Raw genomic sequence first — 21,837 nt, 5'->3', positions numbered from 1 at the left:
GGTTCTTCCTCAATTTCTGTGGTTAACAGAGTGTTAGCGCCTCGACTGCTATCTGCGGGGATGCGAGCGCAATTGAAATGGTCACCCGGCCCAGGGGTCAAGGTTCTGGGTATTACCGTTCAAGATGAAGAAAACTGGGTTGTTTCTGCCGCTGCGAAACCTGTCGGTATCTGCCCGGATTGTGGAACGCAAAGCCGGCATCGCCACGGCTGGCACAACCGCCGCCTCCAGGACTTGCCTGTTCAAGGTCAAGTTGTGAAAATCGAGCTCGCACTGAACCGGTGGCAGTGCAGACACCGGAAATGCGGGCGACGAACCTTCACCGACAGGTTGCCTGAGATTGCTTCACCCTACATGCGACGAACTGAACGGATGGCTGAGATTGTGGGCTTGATTGGCCACAGGATGGGCGGTCGCCCAGGTGAGCACTTGCTGCATCGGCTTGGCATGCCGGTCAGCGACGACACGATCTTGCGGCAATTGAAGCGCGATAATCCGGCGTCCACGCAAAAAGACACTATTCGGGTTGTGGGCATCGATGATTGGAGCTGGCGGCATTCCTCGCGGTACGGGACGATCATGGTCGATCTTGAGCGTCATTCGGTCGTCGATGTTTTGGAGGACCGCAGCGTCGAGAGCGCAAAATCTTGGTTGCAAGAACGTCCGACGATCGAGGTCGTGAGCCGAGATCGCTGTGGTTTGTATGCTCAGGCAGCCCGAGAGGGCGCCCCGCAGGCCCTCCAGGTGGCTGACCGTTTTCATCTGGTCCAAAATCTCAGGGAGGCGATCAAGGAACAGATGAGCGTGTACGGTCACGCCAATGTTAGACCCATTCTCTCTGAAGATGCTATCGCCAGCGCCAGGTCACAGCAGCGCCGTGCCCGCTTGGCGCACAGGCAATCTCGTCAGGAAATATTCGACACGTTTCAAGCTTTGCGGCAGCAGGGCCTCACCTACAGCGAGATTGCAAGGCGGACCGGATACGAGCGCCGCAGCATCGCGAATTGGCTTACTTCCAATGCGCCTCGAGACAGAAACCGAGCGACATTGAATCCGACATCGCCACTGTATTTTGAAACATTTCTGGCTGAATGCTGGAGGAATGGAAACCGCATTGGGCGCCATCTGTTTTACGACATCAAGAACCGCGGCTACACGGGCAGCCGCTCCAATCTGGAGCGCCTGTTGAAGGTGTGGCGTGAGGTCGAAAACATTCAACCCGACGAGCCGCTTCCGGAGACGGATGTTTCAGAACCCGTCCGCGATCCTGACACGGGCCATATGATCTCGTCTGTGGTGGCAGCCGCTTTGTGCATAAAGCCGCGCGGCTTGCTGACAGATCGCCAGGCCAGAAACGTCGATGCATTGAAGCAGGGCTCTCGAGCGTTCGCCATAATGCGTGGCTTGGCCATGCGCTTCAACGGCATCTTGCGCAGCAGGAGCCCGGACGCGCTGGATGAATGGATCGACGATGCCATCGACACCGAGCTCACGGCAATCATGCGTTTCGCCAGCGTTTTGCGCCGGGATATTGATGCCGTCAAAAATGCAATCGAACTCCCGTGGAGCAACGGTCAAGCCGAAGGGCAGATCAACCGCCTCAAGATGCTGAAGCGAGCAATGTACGGTCGCGCCGGCCCACAACTGATGAGGGCGAGAATGCTGCCACTGAATCACAGAAATTGAGGATGAACCGTTTATGCAGCTCATGTGCAAGTTCAGCCAGCCACAATGCTCCACCGCTAATTCGTCCCGACGGAGAGAAGAAGACCGCACACTTTCGCGTGACGTGAACCCACCTAAAGGCTATCCCTTTCATGTGTATAAACACTCTGCCTAGTATCGGTTTTTTCCACACCGGTGAGCAGGTTTGCAATCTCCTGTGTAACATCATCTATCGAAGCAAGACCATCGATCTGCTTCAAGACGCCTCTCTCCGCGTAGTGCTGCGACAACGGATGCGTCGCTTGATAGTAGGCGCTTAATCGAGCCTGAAGCGTTTCCGCATTGTCGTCTGATCGGACCTCCGCTCCTGCGTCGATTGCCTGAGTGGCGCGTGCGCGGATCCGGTCATATAGAATGTCTTCGTTGACGACGAGTTCTATGACAGCAGAAATCGGGTCTCCAACCAGCATATCGTCCAATGCATCGGCTTGGACCAGCGTTCGTGGATACCCGTCGAGAATAAAACCTGCGGCCACATCTGGCTGGCGAAGTCGAAGCGCGACTATTTCAGAGATCGTCTCGTCATCTAGTAGAGCACCAGCCCCCAACGTCGACCGGAGCTTCGCCCCGAACGAAGTTCCGGCTCGAATTTCAGCCCGGAGCATGTCACCTGTCGAGAGATGCGGAATGCCAAATCGCTGAGATATACAATTGGCTTGAGTGCCCTTCCCTGCGCCCGGCGGGCCTAGTAATATCAACTTCAATTTCTTTTCCTCACCTCTCGTTATGTCCCGAGTCTTCATCTTTGGCGGTTGGCGATCAGATCGTCGACCACCGCGGGATCCGCGAGCGTCGAGGTATCGCCGAGCACGCCGAAATCGTCTTCGGCGATCTTGCGCAGGATGCGGCGCATGATCTTGCCCGAGCGGGTCTTCGGCAGGCCCGGCGCGAACTGGATCTTGTCGGGCGTGGCGATCGGGCCGATTTCCGAACGCACATGCTTCACCAGGGCCTGACGCAACTCGTCATTGCCGATTTCGCCGGCCATCAGCGACACGTAGCAATAGATGCCCTGGCCCTTGATCGGGTGCGGATAGCCAACGACGGCGGCTTCCGAAACCAGTTGGTGCGATACCAATGCCGATTCGACCTCGGCCGTGCCGAGACGGTGGCCGGAGACGTTCAAGACATCGTCGACGCGACCGGTGATCCAGTAGTAGCCGTCCTCGTCGCGGCGGCAGCCGTCACCGGTGAAATACTTGCCCTTGTAGGTGGCGAAGTAGGTCTGGCCGAAACGTGCATGGTCGCCATAGATCGTGCGCATCTGGCCCGGCCAGCTGTCGACGATGCAAAGGTTGCCGTCGGCGGCACCCTCGAGCACGTTGCCTTCATTGTCGACGAGCTGCGGCTGAACACCGAAGAACGGTCCCGCGGCGGAACCGGGCTTGAGATCGGTGGCGCCCGGCAGCGGCGTGATCAGGATGCCGCCGGTCTCCGTCTGCCACCAGGTATCGACGATCGGCGACTTCTGCTCGCCGACGACGTTGTAGTACCACTCCCAGGCTTCGGGGTTGATCGGCTCACCAACCGAGCCGAGCAGGCGGAGCGACGAGCGCGACGAGCGCTTGACGAAGTCGTCGCCGGCACCCATCAACGAGCGGATTGCCGTCGGGGCGGTGTAGAAGACGTTGACCTTGTGCTTGTCGACCACTTCCCAGAAGCGGCCAGCATCCGGAAAATTCGGAACACCCTCGAACATCACGGTCGTTGCCGCATTCGCGAGCGGGCCGTAGACGATGTAGGAGTGGCCGGTAACCCAGCCCACGTCCGCGGTACACCAATAGACTTCGCCGTCGCGGTAGTCGAAGACATATTCATGCGTCATCGACGCATAGACGAGATAACCGCCGGTCGTGTGCAGCACGCCCTTCGGCTTGCCGGTGGAGCCCGAGGTGTAGAGGATGAACAGCGGATCTTCCGCCTTCATCTTTGCCGGCTCACAATGCGGCTTCACGGTCGCGATTTCCTGGTGATACCAGAGGTCGCGGCCAGGTGCCCAGGCGGTCTTGCCGCCGGTACGGCGAACCACCAGCACCTTGTTGACGATGACATGCTGCTTGGCGGCAATGTCGATCGCCGTGTCGGTGTTTTCCTTGAGCGGAACCGGCTTTCCGCCACGCACGCCCCAATCGCAGGTGATGACGAAGGTGGACTCGCAGTCGACGATACGGCCGGCCAGCGCATCCGGCGAGAAGCCGCCAAAGACGACCGAATGGATGGCGCCAATGCGAGAGCAGGCGAGCATCGCAAAGGCCGCTTCCGGGATCATCGGCATGTAGATGGTGACGCGGTCGCCCTTCTTGACGCCGTGCTTCTTCAAGACGTTCGCGAGGCGACAAACCTGCTCGTAGAGCTGGTTGTAGGTGATCTTCTTGTCGATGTAGGAGTTGTCACCTTCCCAGATGATCGCGGTCTTTTCGCCATGCGTCTTCAGGTGGCGGTCGATGCAGTTGTAAGAGACGTTGGTGAGCCCGTCTTCATACCACTTGATCGAAACCTTGCCCTTGAACGACGTGTTCTTGACCTTCGTATAGGGCTTGAACCAGTCAATCCGCTTGCCGTGCTTGCCCCAGAACTTTTCCGGGTCCGAAACACTCTCCTCGTACCATTTCAGGTACTTCTCCCGGTCTATGAATGCTCGCTGCCGCACAACGCGCGGCACGGTGTAGCGCTCGAGGACCACAGTTTAGCTCCCTCTCCTAGGCTCCTGAAAACTGATTCCGCTCAAGCAGTATCTTGAAGCCGGTTCTGACTGGTTGATATCCTCACCAATATCGGTCTGAGGCCCGTTCATGAGCACTGACAGCAGCTTGGACTGCGACCGACGAAATCCGTTACATCATTTCCGGCCGCCTGATCGTCGAGCCGTCGCTGAAGCGGCTCAGCCTATAGGGTGAGATGTCCGTGATCGTGGTCTCGTTCATGACGATCTCGCTGACCAACCGGCCGGCGCCCGGTCCGATGGCAAAGCCGTGTCCGCTGAACCCCGCGGCAATCACGTAACCAGGCAGTTGTTCCACTCTTGAAATAACGGGGACGAGATCTGGCGAAGTATCGATTAGCCCTCCCCACGCGCGCTCGACCCCGATTCCTTTGAGCGCTGGGTATTCGATTACAAGATTCTTCAATGCGAGCTTCACGAGATCCCCGTCGGGCGCAGGATCCAGGATGCGGTTTTTTTCAAACGGCGAGATTTGATCGTTCTCCCAGTTACTGAAAGCATCAGGCCCATTCCAGAAGCTGCCGTTCAGACGGTACTTCAGCTTCTTGCCAATCTTGCTCCGGTACATCTGGTAGAATTTGAATGCGTATCGCATTCCCCGCGGCGTGATGTCGAGCGTGCCGCGCCCCGGTACGGCGATCGTGTAGGCGCCGTCTGTCCGGCGCCGCAACACGAAGTTTGAAGCCGAGAGGCATCCCGCTTGAGTGATTTCGGGCGCCGGAGTCGTCTTAATTGCGGTCCCGGAGATGTTTGCGACTGGAAGCTCAATGCCATATCGATGAGAAAACCGGGAAGCCCATGCCCCGCCAGCGCAAACAACAGTACCGGCCTTCACAAGTCCCCGCTCTGTCCACACCCCTGTTACCCGGCCACTCGCAATATCGAGGCCCCGAACGGCGCAGTTTTGATGGAGTGATACGCCGTTTTCCTTCGCGGCCTCGGCGATGGCAGGCACAGCAAGACTAGGCTCAGCTCTCCCATCGGTCGGGGACCAAACGCCGCCGATCCACGAGGATGTACCGCCTGAAGCCCGCTCGTTGGCCTCGGCGGCACTGAGGATCTGGCTATGAAATCCTTGAACGCGTGCTGCCTCTCCCCACTTTTCCCATCGGGCGACATCAGCCTCGTTCTTCGTGCAGTAAAGTATCCCGGTACGACGGAAGCCGAGATCACGACCAGTCTCGGTGCTCAGTTCCTCCCAGCGCCGTAGACTGTACATGGCCAGCGCAAGTTCATACAGGTCGCGGTTCTGCTGGCGAACCCATCCCCAATTGCGGCTCGACTGCTCGCCAGCGACAATGCCTTTTTCGAGTAGAGCAACGGAAACCCCTTTGCGGGCGAGTTCATAGGCCGTGCAGGTGCCCACGATCCCCGCCCCGATGACAACGACGTCGACGTGGGTTGGAAAAGAGGCGCTATCACTTACTTTCTGAACCTGGACCGGCATAGTCACTCTTCCTCTGGCATGGTGCTCCGGTCACCTTCGACAGGAACGATAAAAGCTTAGTTAGTCGTCGTGAACACGGGATATTCCCGACGCTCGGGGCGTCGACGACGCCTGGTGTGTTCCGCTGATATCGCTTGACGCGTTAGCGGCTGTCTCTTCTGCTCGCGCATAAGAATCAGCTGTGATCACCGCGGACATCGAGCGCATCGCGAAGCCCGTCACCGATAAAGTTGAAGCTTGTGACAGCGATCGTGATGGCCGCGCCGGGGATGATCGCCAGCCACGGCGCCGTCCCAAGATATTGCTGCGCGCCGTTTAACATATTGCCCCAACTGGGCAGCGGCGGCTGAATTCCGTAGCCGAGGAAGCTGATATAGGCCTCCATTAGGATCGCCCGGGCGACGGTCAGGGTCGCCGCCACGATGATCGGGCCCATGGCATTGGGAAGGATCTCGCGGAACATGATGTGCGTTGCGCTCAGTCCCAGCATCCGGCCGGCCAGCACGAATTCACGCTCGCGCAGAGAGCGGACCTCGGCCTCGACGATGCGGGCAACTTCCATCCAACTCGTGGCAGCGATGACGACGGTTATCATGATCGGGCTTGGCTTTAGTGCAGCAGCAAGAGCAAGCACGAGGAAGATGGATGGGAAGGAAAGAAAGCCATCCACGGCACGCATCAGAACTGTGCCGACCAGCCCGCCCCTATATCCGGCCACCACGCCGACAAGGGTTCCAATCAGCGTCGACAACAGCATCGCCGAGAAACCGACCAGGAGCGAAATGCGCCCAGCCATAAACAGCCGGGCGGCCAGGTCTCGTCCCAACGGGTCTGTGCCTAGATAATGTTGACCGGTCAGTGGCGGAGCGAAGCGTGCGCGCAAATCGATATAGAGTGAATCGTACGGTAACAAGTGGGGTCCCAGGACGCAGGCAAGCGTTAGGAGAGCGATCATCACCATACCGATGAGGGCCAGATGGTGCTTCATGAAACGGTGCGCAGTTCGGCTGTTCCACCAGCGCTCCCGGGGCGAATTTGCGGCAATGGCAGTCATGATGGCTGACTCCTGATGAGCGTTCATGGCGCTTAACTCAGACGGATACGGGGATCGATGATGGCGACAACGATGTCGGCGGCGAAGTTGCTCACCACGACAAGGATCGCTGAGAACATGAGCAAACCCATCACCACCGGGTAGTCACTGTAACCGAGGCTGTCGAGAAACAGGCGTCCCATGCCCGGCCAGGTAAACACCGTCTCGGTGACCAGAGCACCTGTCAGGACGCTAGGAAGCTGCATCCCAAGGAGTGTGATCATCGGTAGGAGGGCATTGCCAATGACATGTTTCATCAGGATGCGCCGCTCACTCAGTCCTTTGGCGCGGGCAGTCTTAATGAATTCCTGATTGATAACGTCGAGAGTCGCCGTTCGCATGTAGCGGCTCCAGATGGCCACATGCACGAGCGCGAGTACGACGCTCGGCAGAATAAGATGGTGGAGATAGTTCAGAACAGATTCGTCGCCGATCGTGTACATGTTGCCGGCTGGCAGCCAGCCAAGTTTGAGCGAGAAGACGTAGATCCCGATCAGTCCGAACCAGAAAGTCGGGATCGAAAGGGCCACCATCGCACCGACCGTGGCCATGTAGTCGAAAACCGAATAACGCCTTATGGCGCCGCGAACACCGATCCACGTACCGATGGCGATCGCGATCACCGTGGACGATCCCATCAGCAGCAGCGTTGCCATGAGGTGTCGTCCAATCACCTCGAGAACCGGCGCTCCGTCGCGGAATGAGTGGCCCCAGTCTCCTCTCAACAGGCGCCAGGCCCAATCCAGATATTGCATCCACAGAGGACGGTTCAGGCCCAACTGCTCCGCCAGTCGGTTCAAGTCGTCCTGTGTCATGCTCGCATCGAGTCCGAATTGTGCCAGGGGCCCGCCCGGAATCAGGTTGAGGACCACGAAGCCGATGACGGAGACGATCAGGAGCAGTACGAGGCTCTGAGCGAACCGGTTGAGTAGGAAGCTACGCATTCAGGCTCTCCCTGTGATAGCGCCAATAAAAGTCGCCGCCGCGAGTCGCGGCGGCGACGACGGGAGGTCAACTCAGCTCTTCCAGCGCCAGCCGGCAGCATGCCAGGATGCCGTGCGCGTGTTCGAATTAGGTTCCCAGCCCTCAAGGCCTTCCTTCGTGCCGATCACGTAGGTGGCGGCAAACAGCGGAAGGAAGGGAAGGTCCTGACGCACGATTTCCTGGATACGGTAATAGATTTCGCGACGCGCTTCCGGATCGAAGGTCTGGGCACCCTTCTTGAGCAGCGCATCCACTTCCGGATTGGAATATTGGCCGACGTTCGATCCCTTTCCGCCCTTCGCGGCAATCGCGCTGCTCGCAAGACGGTTGGTTGCATCGGGGTCCGCGGCAATTAGATGCGTAACACCCGAGATTGCCGTGTCGAACTGTGACTTCAGCCAAAACTCGCCGAACATAACGGCAGCCGGCAAATTCGAGATCGTCATCTGGACACCAATTTCGGCGAATGTCTGCTGCAGGAACTGCTGCACCTGCTCGCGGAGGTTATTGCCGGATGTCGTCGAGTTGTTGAACGCCAGCTTCACTCCATTCTTCTCGCGGATCCCGTCCGAACCCGGCACCCAGCCGGCGTCGTCGAGGATTTTGCGTGCGGCGTCGAGATTGAATTTCTGGGTCGGAAGGTCCGGATTGAAATAATACGACTCCTTCGGCATGAAGGTCTCGGTCGGTGTCACGACGCCGTAATAGACGGCGTCGATGATCGCTGTTCTGTCCATCGCAGCATAGAGTGCCTGACGCACCGCAAGTTCCTTAAACTGCGGCCGCTCGAGATTGAGATAGAACGACTCGACGGAGGAACCGGCCACCAGGCTCACCACACGGCCCGGCAATTTGCTGGCCTCGTCGTAGTGGTCGGGCGTGATGTACGCCTGGTCTGTGAGGTCGATGTCCCCGCTCTTGAACTGGGTATAGAGCACCGTCTGGTCAGGAATGTATTTGAATACAACCCGTTCGACATACGGACCGTCGCCAAAATAATCCGGGTTCGCCGCCAGTTCGAGATGGTCGCCGGCCACACGCTGGCTCCACCTGAAGGCGCCGGTGCCAACGGGTGCCTGATTGAAGGCTGCTGCGTTCGGATCAGCTTCCTTCTCGAGAAGGTGCTTTGGCACGATGAAGGTTTCGGTGAGAAACGACAGGTAAGGGGCGAAAACCTGCTCCATGCGCCAGGTGATTTCAGTTGGCGAGACCACCGTGAGGTCACGCACCAGCGAATGGCCGCCCGTACGCCAAGCGCGGAATTTCGGATTGGTGATCAGTTCAAGGGTGAACTTCACGTCCTCAGCCGTAAACGGCCGGCCGTCATGCCAGCGAACATCGTCACGCAGGCGAACGCGCCAGTTCAGGCCATCCGCCGAGATGCCGCCGTTCTGTTGCGTGGGCACTTCTAGCGCTAGATTGGGCTGGAGCACGCCACCCGGATCCATGCGAAAGAGGGCGTCGAAGAGCGAAAAATGGACCGCATCGTCCGTTTCTATATGGGCCATCAGCGGATTGAAAACGGTCGGTTCCTGCGAAAGCCCGACCACGACGCGACCCGCAGGTTTTTTGTCGGCGGCCCGGGCAATGTCAGGCTTGCCGATCAGGTTGGGAGCGGCAAAGCATGCAATGCCGCCGGCTGCCATCAGGCGCAGTGCGTCGCGCCGAGAAATGTTGCTTTTGGTCATAGACTCTTTTGTCATTTCATTCCCTCTCTTTTTGTTCGTTAGGAATCTACTGCCGCGATCTGATTGCACTTTCGCAAGTGTCTCTGGCTCGTTCTCCCGGGATTGCGGCCACAAGTTCACGCGTGTAGTCGGATTGCGGTTTCAGGAAGATCTGAGACGGCGGGCCGCGCTCGACGACCCGGCCCTTCTGCATCACAGCAATTTCGTCGCAGATCTGGCTGGCGACACGAAGATCATGGGTGATGAAGACCATTGATACGCCCGTCTCGCGCTGGATTTGGTCAAGCAGCTTGAGGATCTGGGCCTGGATCGACACGTCAAGCGCGGAGACTGCTTCGTCGGCAATCAGCAGTTTGGGCTTGAACATCAAGGCCCGCGCGATGCCGATGCGCTGGCGCTGACCACCCGAGAATTCGTGCGGGTAGCGGCCGAAGGCGCCCGCATCGAGACCGACATGCGATAGCAACGCCCGAGCCTCTTCGCGCGCCTGTGCGTAGGGCATACCATGTGCAACAGGCCCGACGGTCAGTATCTGACCGATTGTAGATCGCGGATTGAGCGAGGCAAAGGGGTCCTGAAAGATCATCTGAATCCGAGGTCGCAGCGGCCGGAACTCGGATTCAGAGAGCTTGACGATGTCCTTGCCCTCAAACAGGATCTGACCGCTGTCGCTGTCCTGAAGTTTGACCAGGAGTCGCCCCAACGACGATTTTCCGGAACCACTTTCGCCGACAATTCCAAGGGTTCGGCCCGCAGCCAAGGTGAATGAGGCGTCCTGTACCGCCGGCACGACGCGCTGGCTACCAAACAACGCGCTACCGCTGCGATAGGTCTTGCACAATCCATTGACAGTCAGGATTGTCTTGTCGCTCGTCTGCACCTTGAGCTTTCTGTCCTCGCCCGTGAGGCGCGGAACGGCTGCGATCAAGCGTTGGGTATATGGGTGGCTGGGGGATTTGAGAACCTGATCGGCGGTGCCCTGCTCGACAATCCGCCCTTTCTCCATAACCACGACGCTGTCGGCAATTTCAGCCACCACGCCGAAGTCGTGGGTGATGAACATGACGCTCATATCCTTGCGACGTTGAATGTCACGGATAAGCTTCAGGATCTGCGCCTGCGTGGTTACGTCAAGGGCTGTGGTGGGTTCGTCTGCGATCAGCACCGTCGGCTCAAGAGCCAGCGCCATCGCGATCATGACGCGCTGGCGCTGACCACCGGAAAGCCGGAACGGATACTGCTGGTACATCAGTGCCGGATCGGGAAGGCCGACTTCCGTCAGCAGTTCGAGGGCGCGGTCACGGCGCGAAACCTTGGTACCCACTCCATGCGCGGCCATCACTTCCGTAACTTGCTCGCCAACCGTCATAAGCGGGTTGAGCGCCGAAAGAGGATCCTGGAAGATCATGGACACGACGCGGCCACGCAGCTGGCGCAGCTTTTTTGCCGGCGCGCCGACTATGGTCGTTCCATCGAGATTGATCGCACCCGACGAGACCGGAATAACCTTGGGCAAGAGACCCATAATGGTGTTTGCGGTTACCGACTTACCCGATCCGGACTCGCCGATGATGCAAAGGATCTGACCACGCTTAAGGTCGAAGGATAGATTTTCGACGGCATGAGCCCGTTCCATGCCTTTCGGCAGGTCGACTGTCAGGGCACGCACCGAAAGCGCTGCATCGCCTGCTGTAATAGCTTCGGTCGAAACCGCCATCGATATATCTCCCTTTTCTACGCCGCTTATTGACTGAAGTGTTGTCGCTGCTTACGCGTGCTGCTCATACTACTTGAGCGGCGCACAGCTTGTTCCCTTGATTTCAGCGCCATTCGCAACCAATCTGCCTTGGTTCCGCGACTAATATAAGATTGGTCTTGCCATTGGTGTCAATATAGATCAAATTGGTTTCGCAATTTTTTATCGGAGGGCACATGAGCGTGGTGTTGAAGGATTTCATCGAGGCGGAAGGTCTGGAGCCTGGGGATCGACTGCCTCCTGAGCGCGACTTGGCGCTGAAACTGGGGCTGCCGCGTACCGCCCTTAGAAGGATGCTCAGTTCGCTGGAGAAGGAAGGACGCCTAATCCGGCATGTCGGCAGGGGGACCTTTATCGCCGGCAGCGGCGTAGGTTCCAGCGCTCTTCGCCGCCCGGCAAGCAGTGACGGAGACACGTTGCGCACCTATCCGGCGGAAGTCTTCGAAGCGAGACTGATCATAGAGCCCAAGATCGCAGCATTGGCAGCCTTACGTGCGACCAGACAGGAAGTGGAAGAAATGCAGAAATCGATCGCCCGAGGCAGCGCGTCGGAATCTCTGGGCGAATTCGAGAAGTGGGACGCCGTCTTTCATCGCATCATCGTTCAAGCCGCGCGTAACGGTCTTCTTGCCTCGCTCTATGAAGGTATTCACGCTGTACGGGCGGGAAACCTTTGGGGAAAAATGAAAGAACAGTCGCTGACCTCTGAGCGCATGACGGCCTATATCGTCAGCCATCAGGCGATTCTCGACGCGATAAAAGATCGTGACAGCAGGGAGTCCGAGCGAAAAATGTACGACCACATCATCGAAGCCAGAACCAATATTCTCGGCCCGAGCATCTGAGACTTGGTTTGCAACTGGTATTGACGCTTAATGCATGTCCACCGTAGCGGCTGAGATCCGCTAAGTCACCGATCGAGACGATAATCCAGGCCGGCCTCGCAGTCTTGCCAAACTGGGGCCTTCAGGATCCAAACTGTCGTCGAAGCCAGGAGAGGAAGGTTCGTTTTCTAGCATCGCCTTCGAAAGGAAGTCGGCTCAACAAGATGTAGCTGTAGCCGTTGCTGGAGAACCCGTGGGGAGCCACCAGTTGCCCGCTTTCCACAGCGTCGGCGACGAGCGGCTCTGGGCCGATCGCGGCCCCCAGCCCAGCGATTGCCGCCTCGATACTCAAATAGAAATGTTCGAAGACCTGGCTGCCGGGGGGATTTGGATCTGCGATCTGGTTGTCGGAGATGTACCGCGTCCACGCATCTCGACGGGTGGCCGAATGAATGCGAGGGAGGCAGAGGATTCCATCTCCGCCGAAAGCCAACAGCCTTGGCGCGCACACGGGGCCGACACGCTCTTCGACTACCGTTTCCACAAACAGTTCCGGCGGCCAGCTGAAATCGCTTCTCCGTAGCGCCAGATCAATATGGCTCCTGTCGAAGTTCACAGGGCCGCCGGCGGCCAAGACGTGAACCTCAATCTCAGGATGAAGTGCGTTAAACAGCGGAAGGCGCGGGATCAACCAGCGCTGCGTGAATGTCGGTTCACATGAGAGTACAAGCGGTGCCGAACCGCCACCCTTGATTTCGTCGCAACACTCGCTGATCTGGCGAAACACTTCGCTCATCGTCCTTAGCAGACGCCGCCCTGGGTCGGTCAGAAAAACGGCCCTGTTTCTTCGTTCAAAAAGGGCCACTCCCAAGTCTTCCTCAAGCAAACGGATCTGCTTGCTGACGGCGCTGTGCGTGACGAACAATTCGTCGCCGGCACGCCCGAAATTCAAATGCCGTGCAGCTGCTTCAAATACTCTAAGCGCGGATAAGGATGGGAATCGTGCGGCCATATCTGTGAAATAAAGTGACGGATTTCGGTCAGAATTGATCGTTTTTCCGGCAAAAGCAATAGCGCTAATATCCTTATCGTCACACAAAACCGATAGGATAGCGATGTTGAAGGTGGGAATCCTGGCCGACGATTTGACGAGCGCAACGGATGGTGCTGGACCATTTGTGAGCATGGGGCACAGATGCCTTGTCTTCACCGACTACCGGCGATCCTCGCCTGAAAATGTCGCGATCGTTTCCGTCAACAAGGCAAGTCGCGCAGCATCCATTGAGGGCGCTGTCGATCGAGCAACGCAGGCGGCACAAAGCCTGGCGTCCGCAGAAATCCTTTACAATACCGTTGATTCCACCATTCGCGGCCACGTTGGAGCTGAGATAACAGCCGCGCTCGCGGCGTCTGGCCGGACCATCGCAATCGTCGCTCCAGCTTTTCCTGCAGGTGGACGCACTACTGAAGGAGGGCGCCAGCTTCTTCATGGCGTGCCGTTGGAGGAAACCGAGTTTGCAAAGGACCCGCTCCACCCCGTAGCGGACTCCCATCTTCGGGCTCTGTTTCGGGATATCCCAGAGGCCGAAATCCGCCACCTTGGGCTTGAAGAAATCCGTGTATTGAAGTCCGGCGAGCTGACCGCAGATCACCGGGAGTTGTTGATCGCCGATGCGACCACGCAGGAGGATCTGGCCCGGCTGGTGAAATCGGCGGCGGATCCGAAGTCCATCCTTTGGTGCGGTTCTCCAGGACTGGCAATCGCACTGGCAGACTTTGTGGGTCGCGCCGATGACACCACACTGTTGCCCCTCGCGGCGCCGCTCAATCTCTTCGTCATTGGCAGCGTCAACCCCCTGAGCCGTGAGCAATGCTCACGGCTGATGAGCACTGACAACGTCCGGCAGATCATCATCGATGCCGAGGTGGCGTCTCGCTCTGCCGACCTCGCTGCCGAAAACACCGCTGCCCAATACAGACAGTCCGGAACCAGCGGTGATGTTATTCTGACCACGTCGGACCGTGGAGCTTCCGCCGATCCTCGCTCCATCGCAATCGCACTTGGCAAGGCTGTCCGCGCGATCATGGAGCATCATCCGGTGACCGGACTCTTCCTGACTGGCGGTGACACCGCCGAATCCGTGCTGAGCGAACTTGAGATAGGCTCTGTCAATCTTTTCGGCGAGGTGGAACCCGGCATCCCGGTGGGACGCACGACCGGTCCCCATCCTATTCACATCATCACAAAGGCGGGCGGCTTCGGCTCGTCCAATATCCTGCTGAAATCAGCCGAGTTGCTTCGGGGCCTCTGGCTTGGAGATAAGAAATGAAGAAGCCTGTAGGCATAACGATGGGCGATCCCTGTGGAATCGGCCCGGAAATCATCGCGCGCGTTTTCGCGGACGGACTGCCGGAGCAAGCGGTGGTGATCGGCGACGCAAAGGTGATGGAACGCGCGGTTCGGGCCTTGGCTCTTCCTCTCCAAGTGCAGCCCGTCGCGTCGGTCGATGAGGCAATCCGAGATGCGACGCTCATACCCGTCCTCAACGTCTCAGAGCTGCCGGACGATATGCCAATCGGTCAGGTGGACGCTCGCGCCGGCCGCGCGAGCTACGACTATGTCGTGAGAGCGATCGACGAAGCGCTGGCAGGAAACATTGGGGCGATCGTGACCGCGCCGATCAATAAGGAAGCAATGAGGAAGGGCGGGCTCGATTATCCCGGCCACACCGAAATCCTTGCTGAACGATCGGGGACCGACAAGTTCGCGATGATGCTGGCGAACGACGAATTGCGTGTCATTCTGGTGACGATCCACGTGTCGTTGCGCGACGCAATCGATCTGGTGACGCAGGATTCGGTGCTCAGAACAATCGAACTGGCACACAGGGCAGGCAAGGCTTATGGCATCGCCTCGCCTCGCGTTGCAGTCGCCGGCCTCAATCCCCATGCCGGTGAAAACGGCATGTTCGGACGCGAAGATCTCGACATCATCGCGCCGGCGATCAAGCGCGCTCAGGAACTTGGAATAAACGCGTCCGGTCCTTGGCCCGGAGACACGATTTTCATGCGGGCCCGCAAGGGCGAGTTCGATATCGTCGTTGCACAATACCACGACCAGGGGCTCATTCCGGTCAAGTATCTCGGGATCGACAACGGCGTCAACGTCACCATCGGCTTGCCCTTCATCCGTACCAGCGTCGATCACGGCACCGCATTCGACATCGCGGGCCAGGGCACGGCCGACCATTCCTCTCTTCGCCATGCCTTCGATCAGGCTCTGCTTCTCAACGCAATCTAGGAGCGCTTTCGATGCCACAGACTCCCAACTTCATTTTCATGCTGACCAATCAGGATCGGACCGTTGCCAACGCGGCCGACCGCCTCAAGGATGTGCTTGCCGCCGGAATCACGCATGTGGGATTCAAGGATATCGGTCTGCCGTTCGATGAACTTTTGGTCCTTGCTTCAGCGATCAAGGCGGCGGGCGCCACGCTCTATCTCGAAGTGGTCAGCCTCGACGAGGAAAGCGAGCGACGGTCGGCGCAGGCCGCGGTCGACCTTGATGTCCACATCTTGATGGGTGGAACCAGACCAAATGTCGTTTTGCCAGTCATTGCTGGGAGGAACATCCAGTACTATCCGTTCCCCGGCAAGATCGTGGGACACCCGAGTAAGCTCGAAGGGACGATCGAAACAATTGTGGACAGTGCTCGGCAATTGGCTGCGATCGACGGTGTCAGCGGTCTCGATCTGCTCGCCTATCGCTTCAACGGAGATGTCGAAGCGTTGATGACGCGCGTGTGCGAAGCCGTCGAGAAGCCTGTAGTGGTTGCCGGATCGATCGACAGTCCTGAAAGGATGGCGGCCGTGGTACGATCTGGCGCAGCAGGGTTTACTATCGGCACGGCGGCTTTCAATGGCGCATTTTCAGGCAGTTCCAATCTGCGGTTTGAGATCGAGAAGGAGATCGACGTACTCACGCGGATTCAGGCTGATGCGGGTGATATTGCGCTGTCACCATTAACAGCTGGCTGAATCGAACCTTCACCGACCATTAATTGCTATCTTTACGATTTAGCGACAAGGTGAATTTCGATTTTGGAGATCAGATACATGGATCTAGCGACGTTCGACCCCTCCTCTCGCTTGGCGGCCACGACCACTCTTGAGACGCTGGAAACGCCCTGTCTGGTTCTGGACGCGGACCGGATGGACCGGAATATAACGCGGCTCAGGAACCGGCTCGATAGCCTGGGTGTGTCGCTTCGACCGCATCTGAAGACCGCGAAGTCAACTGACGTGGCCCGGCGGGTCATGAGTGCGCCCGAGGGGCCGGCGACCGTCTCCACGCTGAAGGAAGCCGAGCAGTTCGCGACCGATGGCGTTCGCGACATGATCTATGCGGTCGGCATCGCCCCGGAGAAGCTCGCACGTGTCGTCGAACTGCGCGCCAAGGGCGTCGATCTCGTGGTGGTACTCGATACTGTTGAGCAGGCGGAGGCGGTTGCCGCGGCATCCCGAAAGGCCGGAATGCGGATCCCAGCCATGATCGAGATCGACTGCGATGGCCACCGCTCGGGTGTGGTGCCAAATAATCACGCTCAGTTGCTGGAGATCGGGAAGGTCCTGGCCGCAGGGGCGGAGCTGCGTGGCGTTCTGACCCATGCCGGCGACAGCTACAAAGGTGGAGGCGACGAGGCGCAGCACCACTATGCACAAGCGGAGCGGTTGGCCGTTGTTGAAGCCGCGCAGCTTCTTCGCAGTGCGGGTCTGCCGTGCCCGGTCGTCAGCGTCGGTTCGACGCCGACGGCCCATCATGCGAAGGATCTGACCGGGGTGACTGAAGTCCGCGCCGGCGTGTTCGTGTTCTTCGATCTGGTGATGGCAGGCATCGGCATTTGCCACGTCGATGACATCGCGCTCAGCGTTCTGGCTACGGTTATCGGACACCAGCGCGAGAAGGGTTGGATCATAACTGATGGCGGATGGATGTCGCTGTCGCGCGACCGTGGAACCGGCAAGCAAGCCGTCGACCAGGGATATGGCCTCGTCTGTGATATCGACGGCAGTGCCTACCAGGACATCATCGTTGCCGATGCGAACCAGGAGCACGGTATCATCGCCGTGCGGCCCGGCTCGGACGCTCGCCTGCCCGATCTGGCGATCGGAGACCGGGTGAGGATCCTGCCGAACCACGCATGCGCGGCCGCTGCCCAGCACGAAGCCTATCATGTGGTCCGCAGTCGCTCGCACGCTGTCGAGGCCTGCTGGCCGCGCTTCGGAGGCTGGTGATGTCGAACATCATAAACGTGAATACAGATCGCGCGCCCAGCCCTGCCGGTCATTATGTCCACGCGAAGCTGGCGGGCCAGCATCTTTATATATCAGGGCAGCTCCCAATCCGGCCGGACGGGGCGCCGCTTCCCGACGATGGGTTCGAGACGCAGGCGGGGCAGGCCATCGAGAACATGCTGGCGGTTCTGGAAGCCGCAGGCGGAACCCCGGACGATCTCGTCAGGGTGACCGCCTACATCGTTGGCGTCAGCAACTGGCCGCGCTTCAACCAGGTTTATGCAGCGCGGCTGGCAGAGGCGCGCCCGGCGCGCACCGTGGTTCCGGTACCCGAACTCCACTACGGCTATCTCGTCGAGATCGACGCCATCGCCGTGCTCGCGCAAGACGCTCCTGCGCGGCAGGCAGAAAACAGCTCCGACTAATCAATTCAGGTCAGCCACGATGTCACCACTCCTCAAACGCATACAGAGCGATCAAGAGCTTCCCGCGAGGGCCGACGTCGTCGTCATCGGCGGCGGCATTATTGGTGCGTCGGCGGCATTTTTTCTCGCAGAGCGGGGGCTTTCCGTTGCTTTGGTGGAAAAGGGCTATGTCGGCGGTGAGCAGTCCAGCCGAAACTGGGGCTGGTGCCGCCGGCAAAACCGGGATGAACGCGAACTGCCGCTCTCAGGGATTTCCATGCAGGCGTGGGACCAGTTTGCTGCCAAAATCGACGAGGACGTCGGCTTCCGCCAATGCGGCCTATTCTATGCGACAGACAACCCGCAGCAGCTGGCGGAATGGGAACGATGGCTTGATCTTGCCCGGCAATTCAACGTCAATACGAAGATGCTAACTGCCCGGGAGGCGCAAGACAGAATTCCGGCGCAAGGTCGCCGCTGGCTCGGCGGCGTCCATTCAGTCGATGATGGCAAGGGGGAGCCGGCCATTGCGGCGCCGACGATTGCGAATGGTGCCCGCAAGTTCGGAGCGACTATCCACCAGGAATGCGCTGCACGAGGTCTTGATATCGTCAATGGTGCAGTTGCGGGCGTCATCACCGAAAAAGGGCTTATCAGGTCGCAGGCAGTTCTGAACGCCGGCGGTGCGTGGACATCCTTGTTCTGCCGCCAGCACGGCGTTCAATTCCCGCAGGCAAGCGTGCGCCAGACCGCGATTCGTACGCGGCCAACAACCAATCTCGGCGAGGCGATCTACACGCCGGAGTGCTCGCTGACCCGCAGGTTGGACGGCAGTTATACGCTTGCTATCAGCGGCAGGGCGACCTTGGATATCACGCCACAAGGTCTCCGCTATGCGCGCTGGTTCATGCCCATGTTTCTGAAGCGCCTGAAAGCGGTCCAGATTGGCGTCGGCAGGTCCATGTTCCATGGACCGGAAGCCTTGGCGAGCTGGAACAAGGATACGCCTTCGCCGTTCGAGCGGATCCGTGTTCTCGATCCAAGACCGAGCCGCCGGACGGTCGCGGCTATTCTAAAGGGCGTCACCGAGCAGTTCCCGGCGCTTACGGGTATCGAACTCGCTGACAGTTGGGGCGCCTATGTGGATTGCACACCGGACGCGGTACCGGTTATCTCGGCGTCCGATCATGTGAAAGGCCTTTATTTGGCCGCGGGCGGTTCCGGCCATGGTTTCGGCATTGGTCCGGGCATCGGCCGCCTCGCCGCTGATCTAGTTGCTAACGATAGACCCTGCGTCGATCCCACGCCCTTCCGGCTGTCGCGCTTCTTTGACGGCTCCAGAGTCGAGGTAGGCGGTCTCTGATCGTGCCGGAAGGCCAGTGTAGGACAAGATTTTCCTAGCCGACGCTGTCCAGCATCTTGTTATACATACCGACCAGCGGCAGGAACCAGGGGGTTCAGAAGTGCCCCGGGACGGCCGGCCACGCGTACGAGAGGAGTGTCCGAAAGGCCATGCTTGCTCACCTTCGAACGTTAAAGAGAAGGGGCGAACGGACCGCCCCGGTCTCATCGTAGCAACAGCGCCTGAGCCCTGTTTTCAGGCGCGCTTGAGGGCTGGCTCCAGGCCAACGGCGGCGGCTAGCCCGCCGATATCCTTGATCTCGGTGTATTCGTAAAAGGGATTGGCCGGCTCATGGCCGCGGTTGACCCAGACCTTGCTCTTGATGCCCAGGTCATAGGCGGTCATCAGGTCGTAGCGGAAGGATGAGGACACATGAGTAATATCTTCCGGTCCGCAGCCGAGCCTGTCGAGCATGTATTCGAAGCCCTTCATCAGAGGTTTATATGCCCCGACTTCTTCTGCCGTGATTACCATATGGATGGGCGCGCCCAACTTATCAACGTTCGACATGATCAGGCTGTTCATGGAGTTCGACAGGATGACCAGCGGAATTTCCTTGGCCACTCTGGACAGGCCAGCCGGGACGTCCGGGTGCGGACCCCAGGTTGGCACCTCGTCATAGATGCGTTGGGCGTCTTCGGGTTTGAACGGGATACCAATGCGTTTGCAGCTGCGTTCGATTGAATTGTGCACCACTTCGAGGAAAGGTTTCCACGGCCCTAGCACCTCGTCAAGGCGATAGCCCCTGAAAGCCTCGACCAAGGCGGCCATCGCTTCAGGGGAGAGGCGCTCGCCGTAGACGCGTCGCGCAGCGCCGGCCATATCGAAATTGGTGAGCGTGCCGTAGCAGTCGAAGGTCACGTACTTCGGTCGAAATTGAGTCATAGCGTGTATTCCTTCCAATGTTTCATGGCACCGTGTGCCTATCCAAGGTCATCGTAGCGGCATGCCGCCTGTCTAAAGAGGTCGCGGTTCCAATAGACCGCAATGCGGCAGCGGCGCAGATACCTTTGCGAATCCGTAACTGGTCATTTCCTCCGCCTTTGTTGATACCGGGCCAATCCACCCAAGCGGAGCACTCGAACTTTTTGCTGCACTCCGACCAGTGGGAGCACACTGGCATAACTTGGTGGCGATGGCAACTAATTGTCCAACAATTTTTCATGCTCGATCGCCCTGCAACTGTCCGGCAACTTGAGTGCACCGCACCCAAGCCGCGACCAATATTACCGTATATTGTTGATAGTATTAGCTTATTTTTGTGCGAATTCATCAGAACATTCCGCTCTGTCGCCAATCGCCATCCACCCGAAAAGATCAATCACCTAGATCGGGAAAAATAAATTGTTGTACAAAAATTGGAATGTGAGATACTGCCTCGCATCGAGCTGCCCATTCTCGAGGCAGGATCTGAAATGAGTTGAAGATGGGTCATAAGCATCAGTGTGGGCCAGCCCGCGTCCCTGAGCTCTCCGACGCGTGCCATCCCGTGGGCGCTACGGAAGCCGAAGAAATCACCGAGCGGCTATATGGCGTGCGGGGCTCGGCAACGCGCTTTGAAACCGAGAAAGACGACACGTTCCTCCTCGACTGCGCCGCCCGAGGGAAGTTTGTGCTAAAGATCGCTCATCCTTCTGAGCGGATGGCGGAGCTCGAGTTCCAGGTCGCGCTGATGCGTCACCTCGAGGAGCGGGCCCCTGATCTACCTATCCCCCGCACACTTCGCGACGTCGGCGGCGCGGATTTGCCCATCGTCACTACGAGTGCCGGCGAGCGGCGAGTGGTGCGGCTCATCACCTTCCTCGCCGGAACTCCCCTCGACCGGACATCTTGCACAGCCCCACAGCGCGAACGGATCGGCGAAATCCTGGCAAAGCTGCGTCATTCCATGGCCGATTTCTCGCACCCCGCAGACGGCCGTGCGGTGGCCTGGGACGTCACCCATCTGCTCGACCTCACCAATCTGTTGAGCTTTATCCCTGAGGGCGGCAAGCGGACCTGGACCGTCCGTGCGCTCGAGCGGTTTGCCGAAATCAAGCCGAAGCTCGACCTGTGCCGGCGGCAAGTGCTCCACAACGACTTCAACACGTCGAACCTGGTCGTCGATCATGCTAGTCCGCACTTCCTGACCGGCGTAATCGATTTCGGCGATGCGGTCCGTACCGCCATCGCCGTCGATGTCTCCACGGCGTTGATGAACCAGATGCCAAAAGCCTTCGACCATGGAAACCGGCGCGACCTGTTCGACGAACCGCGCGACCTTCTGCGAGGCTATCTCCGCCACGCCGAACTGACGGAGGAGGAGCTCCGGCTCATTCCCTTCCTATCGATGGGACGTCTTGCGGTTCGTGCGCTGCTGACGAGCTGGCGCGCAGAGATCTTCCCCGAGAATAGCCGCTATATCCTGCGCAATACCGAAGCCGGCTGGGCCCATCTCGAGTGGTTCCACTCAATTTCGACCGCACAGATTTCCGATCTTCTGACACGATAGGAACAG

18 protein-coding genes are annotated in these 21,837 nt (G+C 58.8%); 9 read left to right on the top strand and 9 right to left on the bottom strand.

What is annotated here, in order from left to right; translation table 11 throughout:
• Positions 1-60: 60 nt before the first annotated feature.
• Positions 61-1,686: an ISL3 family transposase gene (locus ACTJKM_RS27560; protein WP_246812924.1), complete on the top strand. Its 1,626-nt coding sequence runs from the start codon at positions 61-63 to the stop codon at positions 1,684-1,686.
• Between the two features lie 113 nt (positions 1,687-1,799).
• On the opposite strand, the gene ACTJKM_RS27555 is transcribed toward ACTJKM_RS27560, so the two are convergent.
• The 7 genes from ACTJKM_RS27555 to ACTJKM_RS27525 all read right to left on the bottom strand — a co-directional run bounded on the left by ACTJKM_RS27555 (position 1,800) and on the right by ACTJKM_RS27525 (position 11,376).
• Positions 1,800-2,429: an adenylate kinase gene (locus ACTJKM_RS27555; protein ID WP_113399714.1), complete on the bottom strand. Its 630-nt coding sequence runs from the start codon at positions 2,427-2,429 to the stop codon at positions 1,800-1,802.
• Between the two features lie 35 nt (positions 2,430-2,464).
• Positions 2,465-4,408 carry an acetate--CoA ligase gene (acs, locus tag ACTJKM_RS27550; RefSeq protein ID WP_440661394.1) on the bottom strand — a complete coding sequence of 648 codons (1,944 nt, stop codon included), beginning with the start codon at positions 4,406-4,408 and terminating at the stop codon, positions 2,465-2,467.
• A gap of 151 nt (positions 4,409-4,559) precedes the next feature.
• Positions 4,560-5,894, bottom strand: coding sequence for an NAD(P)/FAD-dependent oxidoreductase (locus ACTJKM_RS27545; RefSeq protein ID WP_113398626.1), 1,335 nt, complete (start codon positions 5,892-5,894; stop codon positions 4,560-4,562).
• Between the two features lie 175 nt (positions 5,895-6,069).
• Positions 6,070-6,948 (bottom strand): ABC transporter permease, encoded by an 879-nt coding sequence (locus tag ACTJKM_RS27540; protein ID WP_113398692.1) that lies wholly within the window; start codon positions 6,946-6,948, stop codon positions 6,070-6,072.
• 32 nt (positions 6,949-6,980) lie between these two features.
• Positions 6,981-7,931 carry an ABC transporter permease gene (locus ACTJKM_RS27535; protein WP_113398627.1) on the bottom strand — a complete coding sequence of 317 codons (951 nt, stop codon included), beginning with the start codon at positions 7,929-7,931 and terminating at the stop codon, positions 6,981-6,983.
• Between the two features lie 72 nt (positions 7,932-8,003).
• Positions 8,004-9,674 carry a peptide ABC transporter substrate-binding protein gene (locus ACTJKM_RS27530; protein ID WP_440661407.1) on the bottom strand — a complete coding sequence of 557 codons (1,671 nt, stop codon included), beginning with the start codon at positions 9,672-9,674 and terminating at the stop codon, positions 8,004-8,006.
• A gap of 31 nt (positions 9,675-9,705) precedes the next feature.
• Positions 9,706-11,376: an ABC transporter ATP-binding protein gene (locus ACTJKM_RS27525; protein ID WP_113398629.1), complete on the bottom strand. Its 1,671-nt coding sequence runs from the start codon at positions 11,374-11,376 to the stop codon at positions 9,706-9,708.
• A 215-nt stretch (positions 11,377-11,591) separates the two neighbouring features.
• On the opposite strand from ACTJKM_RS27525, the gene ACTJKM_RS27520 reads away from it, so the two are divergent.
• Entirely contained in the window at positions 11,592-12,260 is a 669-nt protein-coding gene (locus tag ACTJKM_RS27520) for a FadR/GntR family transcriptional regulator (protein WP_113398630.1), read from the top strand.
• Positions 12,261-12,381: 121 nt separating this feature from the next.
• Here ACTJKM_RS27520 and ACTJKM_RS27515 read toward each other — a convergent pair whose 3' ends face one another.
• Complete coding sequence (locus ACTJKM_RS27515) at positions 12,382-13,425, bottom strand: LysR substrate-binding domain-containing protein (protein ID WP_440661392.1); 1,044 nt, start codon at positions 13,423-13,425, stop codon at positions 12,382-12,384.
• On the opposite strand from ACTJKM_RS27515, the gene ACTJKM_RS27510 reads away from it, so the two are divergent.
• The 6 genes from ACTJKM_RS27510 to ACTJKM_RS27485 all read left to right on the top strand — a co-directional run bounded on the left by ACTJKM_RS27510 (position 13,424) and on the right by ACTJKM_RS27485 (position 19,301).
• Positions 13,424-14,569, top strand: coding sequence for a four-carbon acid sugar kinase family protein (locus tag ACTJKM_RS27510; protein ID WP_440661406.1), 1,146 nt, complete (start codon positions 13,424-13,426; stop codon positions 14,567-14,569). The genes ACTJKM_RS27515 and ACTJKM_RS27510 overlap by 2 nt on opposite strands.
• On the top strand, positions 14,566-15,540 hold the full coding sequence (gene pdxA, locus ACTJKM_RS27505) for a 4-hydroxythreonine-4-phosphate dehydrogenase PdxA (RefSeq protein WP_113398632.1): 975 nt from the start codon (positions 14,566-14,568) through the stop codon (positions 15,538-15,540). Before ACTJKM_RS27510 ends, pdxA begins: the two co-directional genes overlap by 4 nt.
• Before the next feature lie 11 nt (positions 15,541-15,551).
• Positions 15,552-16,277, top strand: a complete 726-nt coding sequence (locus ACTJKM_RS27500) for a 4-hydroxythreonine-4-phosphate dehydrogenase (RefSeq protein ID WP_440661391.1) — start codon at positions 15,552-15,554, stop codon at positions 16,275-16,277.
• A 78-nt stretch (positions 16,278-16,355) separates the two neighbouring features.
• On the top strand, positions 16,356-17,534 hold the full coding sequence (locus ACTJKM_RS27495) for an alanine racemase (RefSeq protein WP_113398634.1): 1,179 nt from the start codon (positions 16,356-16,358) through the stop codon (positions 17,532-17,534).
• Positions 17,534-17,959 carry a RidA family protein gene (locus ACTJKM_RS27490; RefSeq protein WP_113398635.1) on the top strand — a complete coding sequence of 142 codons (426 nt, stop codon included), beginning with the start codon at positions 17,534-17,536 and terminating at the stop codon, positions 17,957-17,959. Before ACTJKM_RS27495 ends, ACTJKM_RS27490 begins: the two co-directional genes overlap by 1 nt.
• A gap of 19 nt (positions 17,960-17,978) precedes the next feature.
• Complete coding sequence (locus ACTJKM_RS27485; protein WP_113398636.1) at positions 17,979-19,301, top strand: NAD(P)/FAD-dependent oxidoreductase; 1,323 nt, start codon at positions 17,979-17,981, stop codon at positions 19,299-19,301.
• A gap of 234 nt (positions 19,302-19,535) precedes the next feature.
• Here ACTJKM_RS27485 and ACTJKM_RS27480 read toward each other — a convergent pair whose 3' ends face one another.
• The gene (locus ACTJKM_RS27480) at positions 19,536-20,225 is read right to left on the bottom strand and encodes a haloacid dehalogenase type II (RefSeq protein ID WP_113398637.1); all 690 of its coding nucleotides are present in this window, start codon (positions 20,223-20,225) and stop codon (positions 19,536-19,538) included.
• Between the two features lie 604 nt (positions 20,226-20,829).
• Here ACTJKM_RS27480 and ACTJKM_RS27475 point away from each other — a divergent pair.
• Entirely contained in the window at positions 20,830-21,831 is a 1,002-nt protein-coding gene (locus ACTJKM_RS27475) for a phosphotransferase (RefSeq protein WP_113398638.1), read from the top strand.
• The last annotated feature ends 6 nt before the right edge of the window (positions 21,832-21,837 follow it).

The sequence above is a fragment of the Ensifer sp. 22460 genome (assembly GCF_052044935.1).
In the GTDB taxonomy this organism is placed as follows: domain Bacteria; phylum Pseudomonadota; class Alphaproteobacteria; order Rhizobiales; family Rhizobiaceae; genus Ensifer.
The sequence above is the reverse complement of the archived record's forward strand: the minus strand, read 5'-3'. Positions and strand labels throughout refer to the sequence as shown.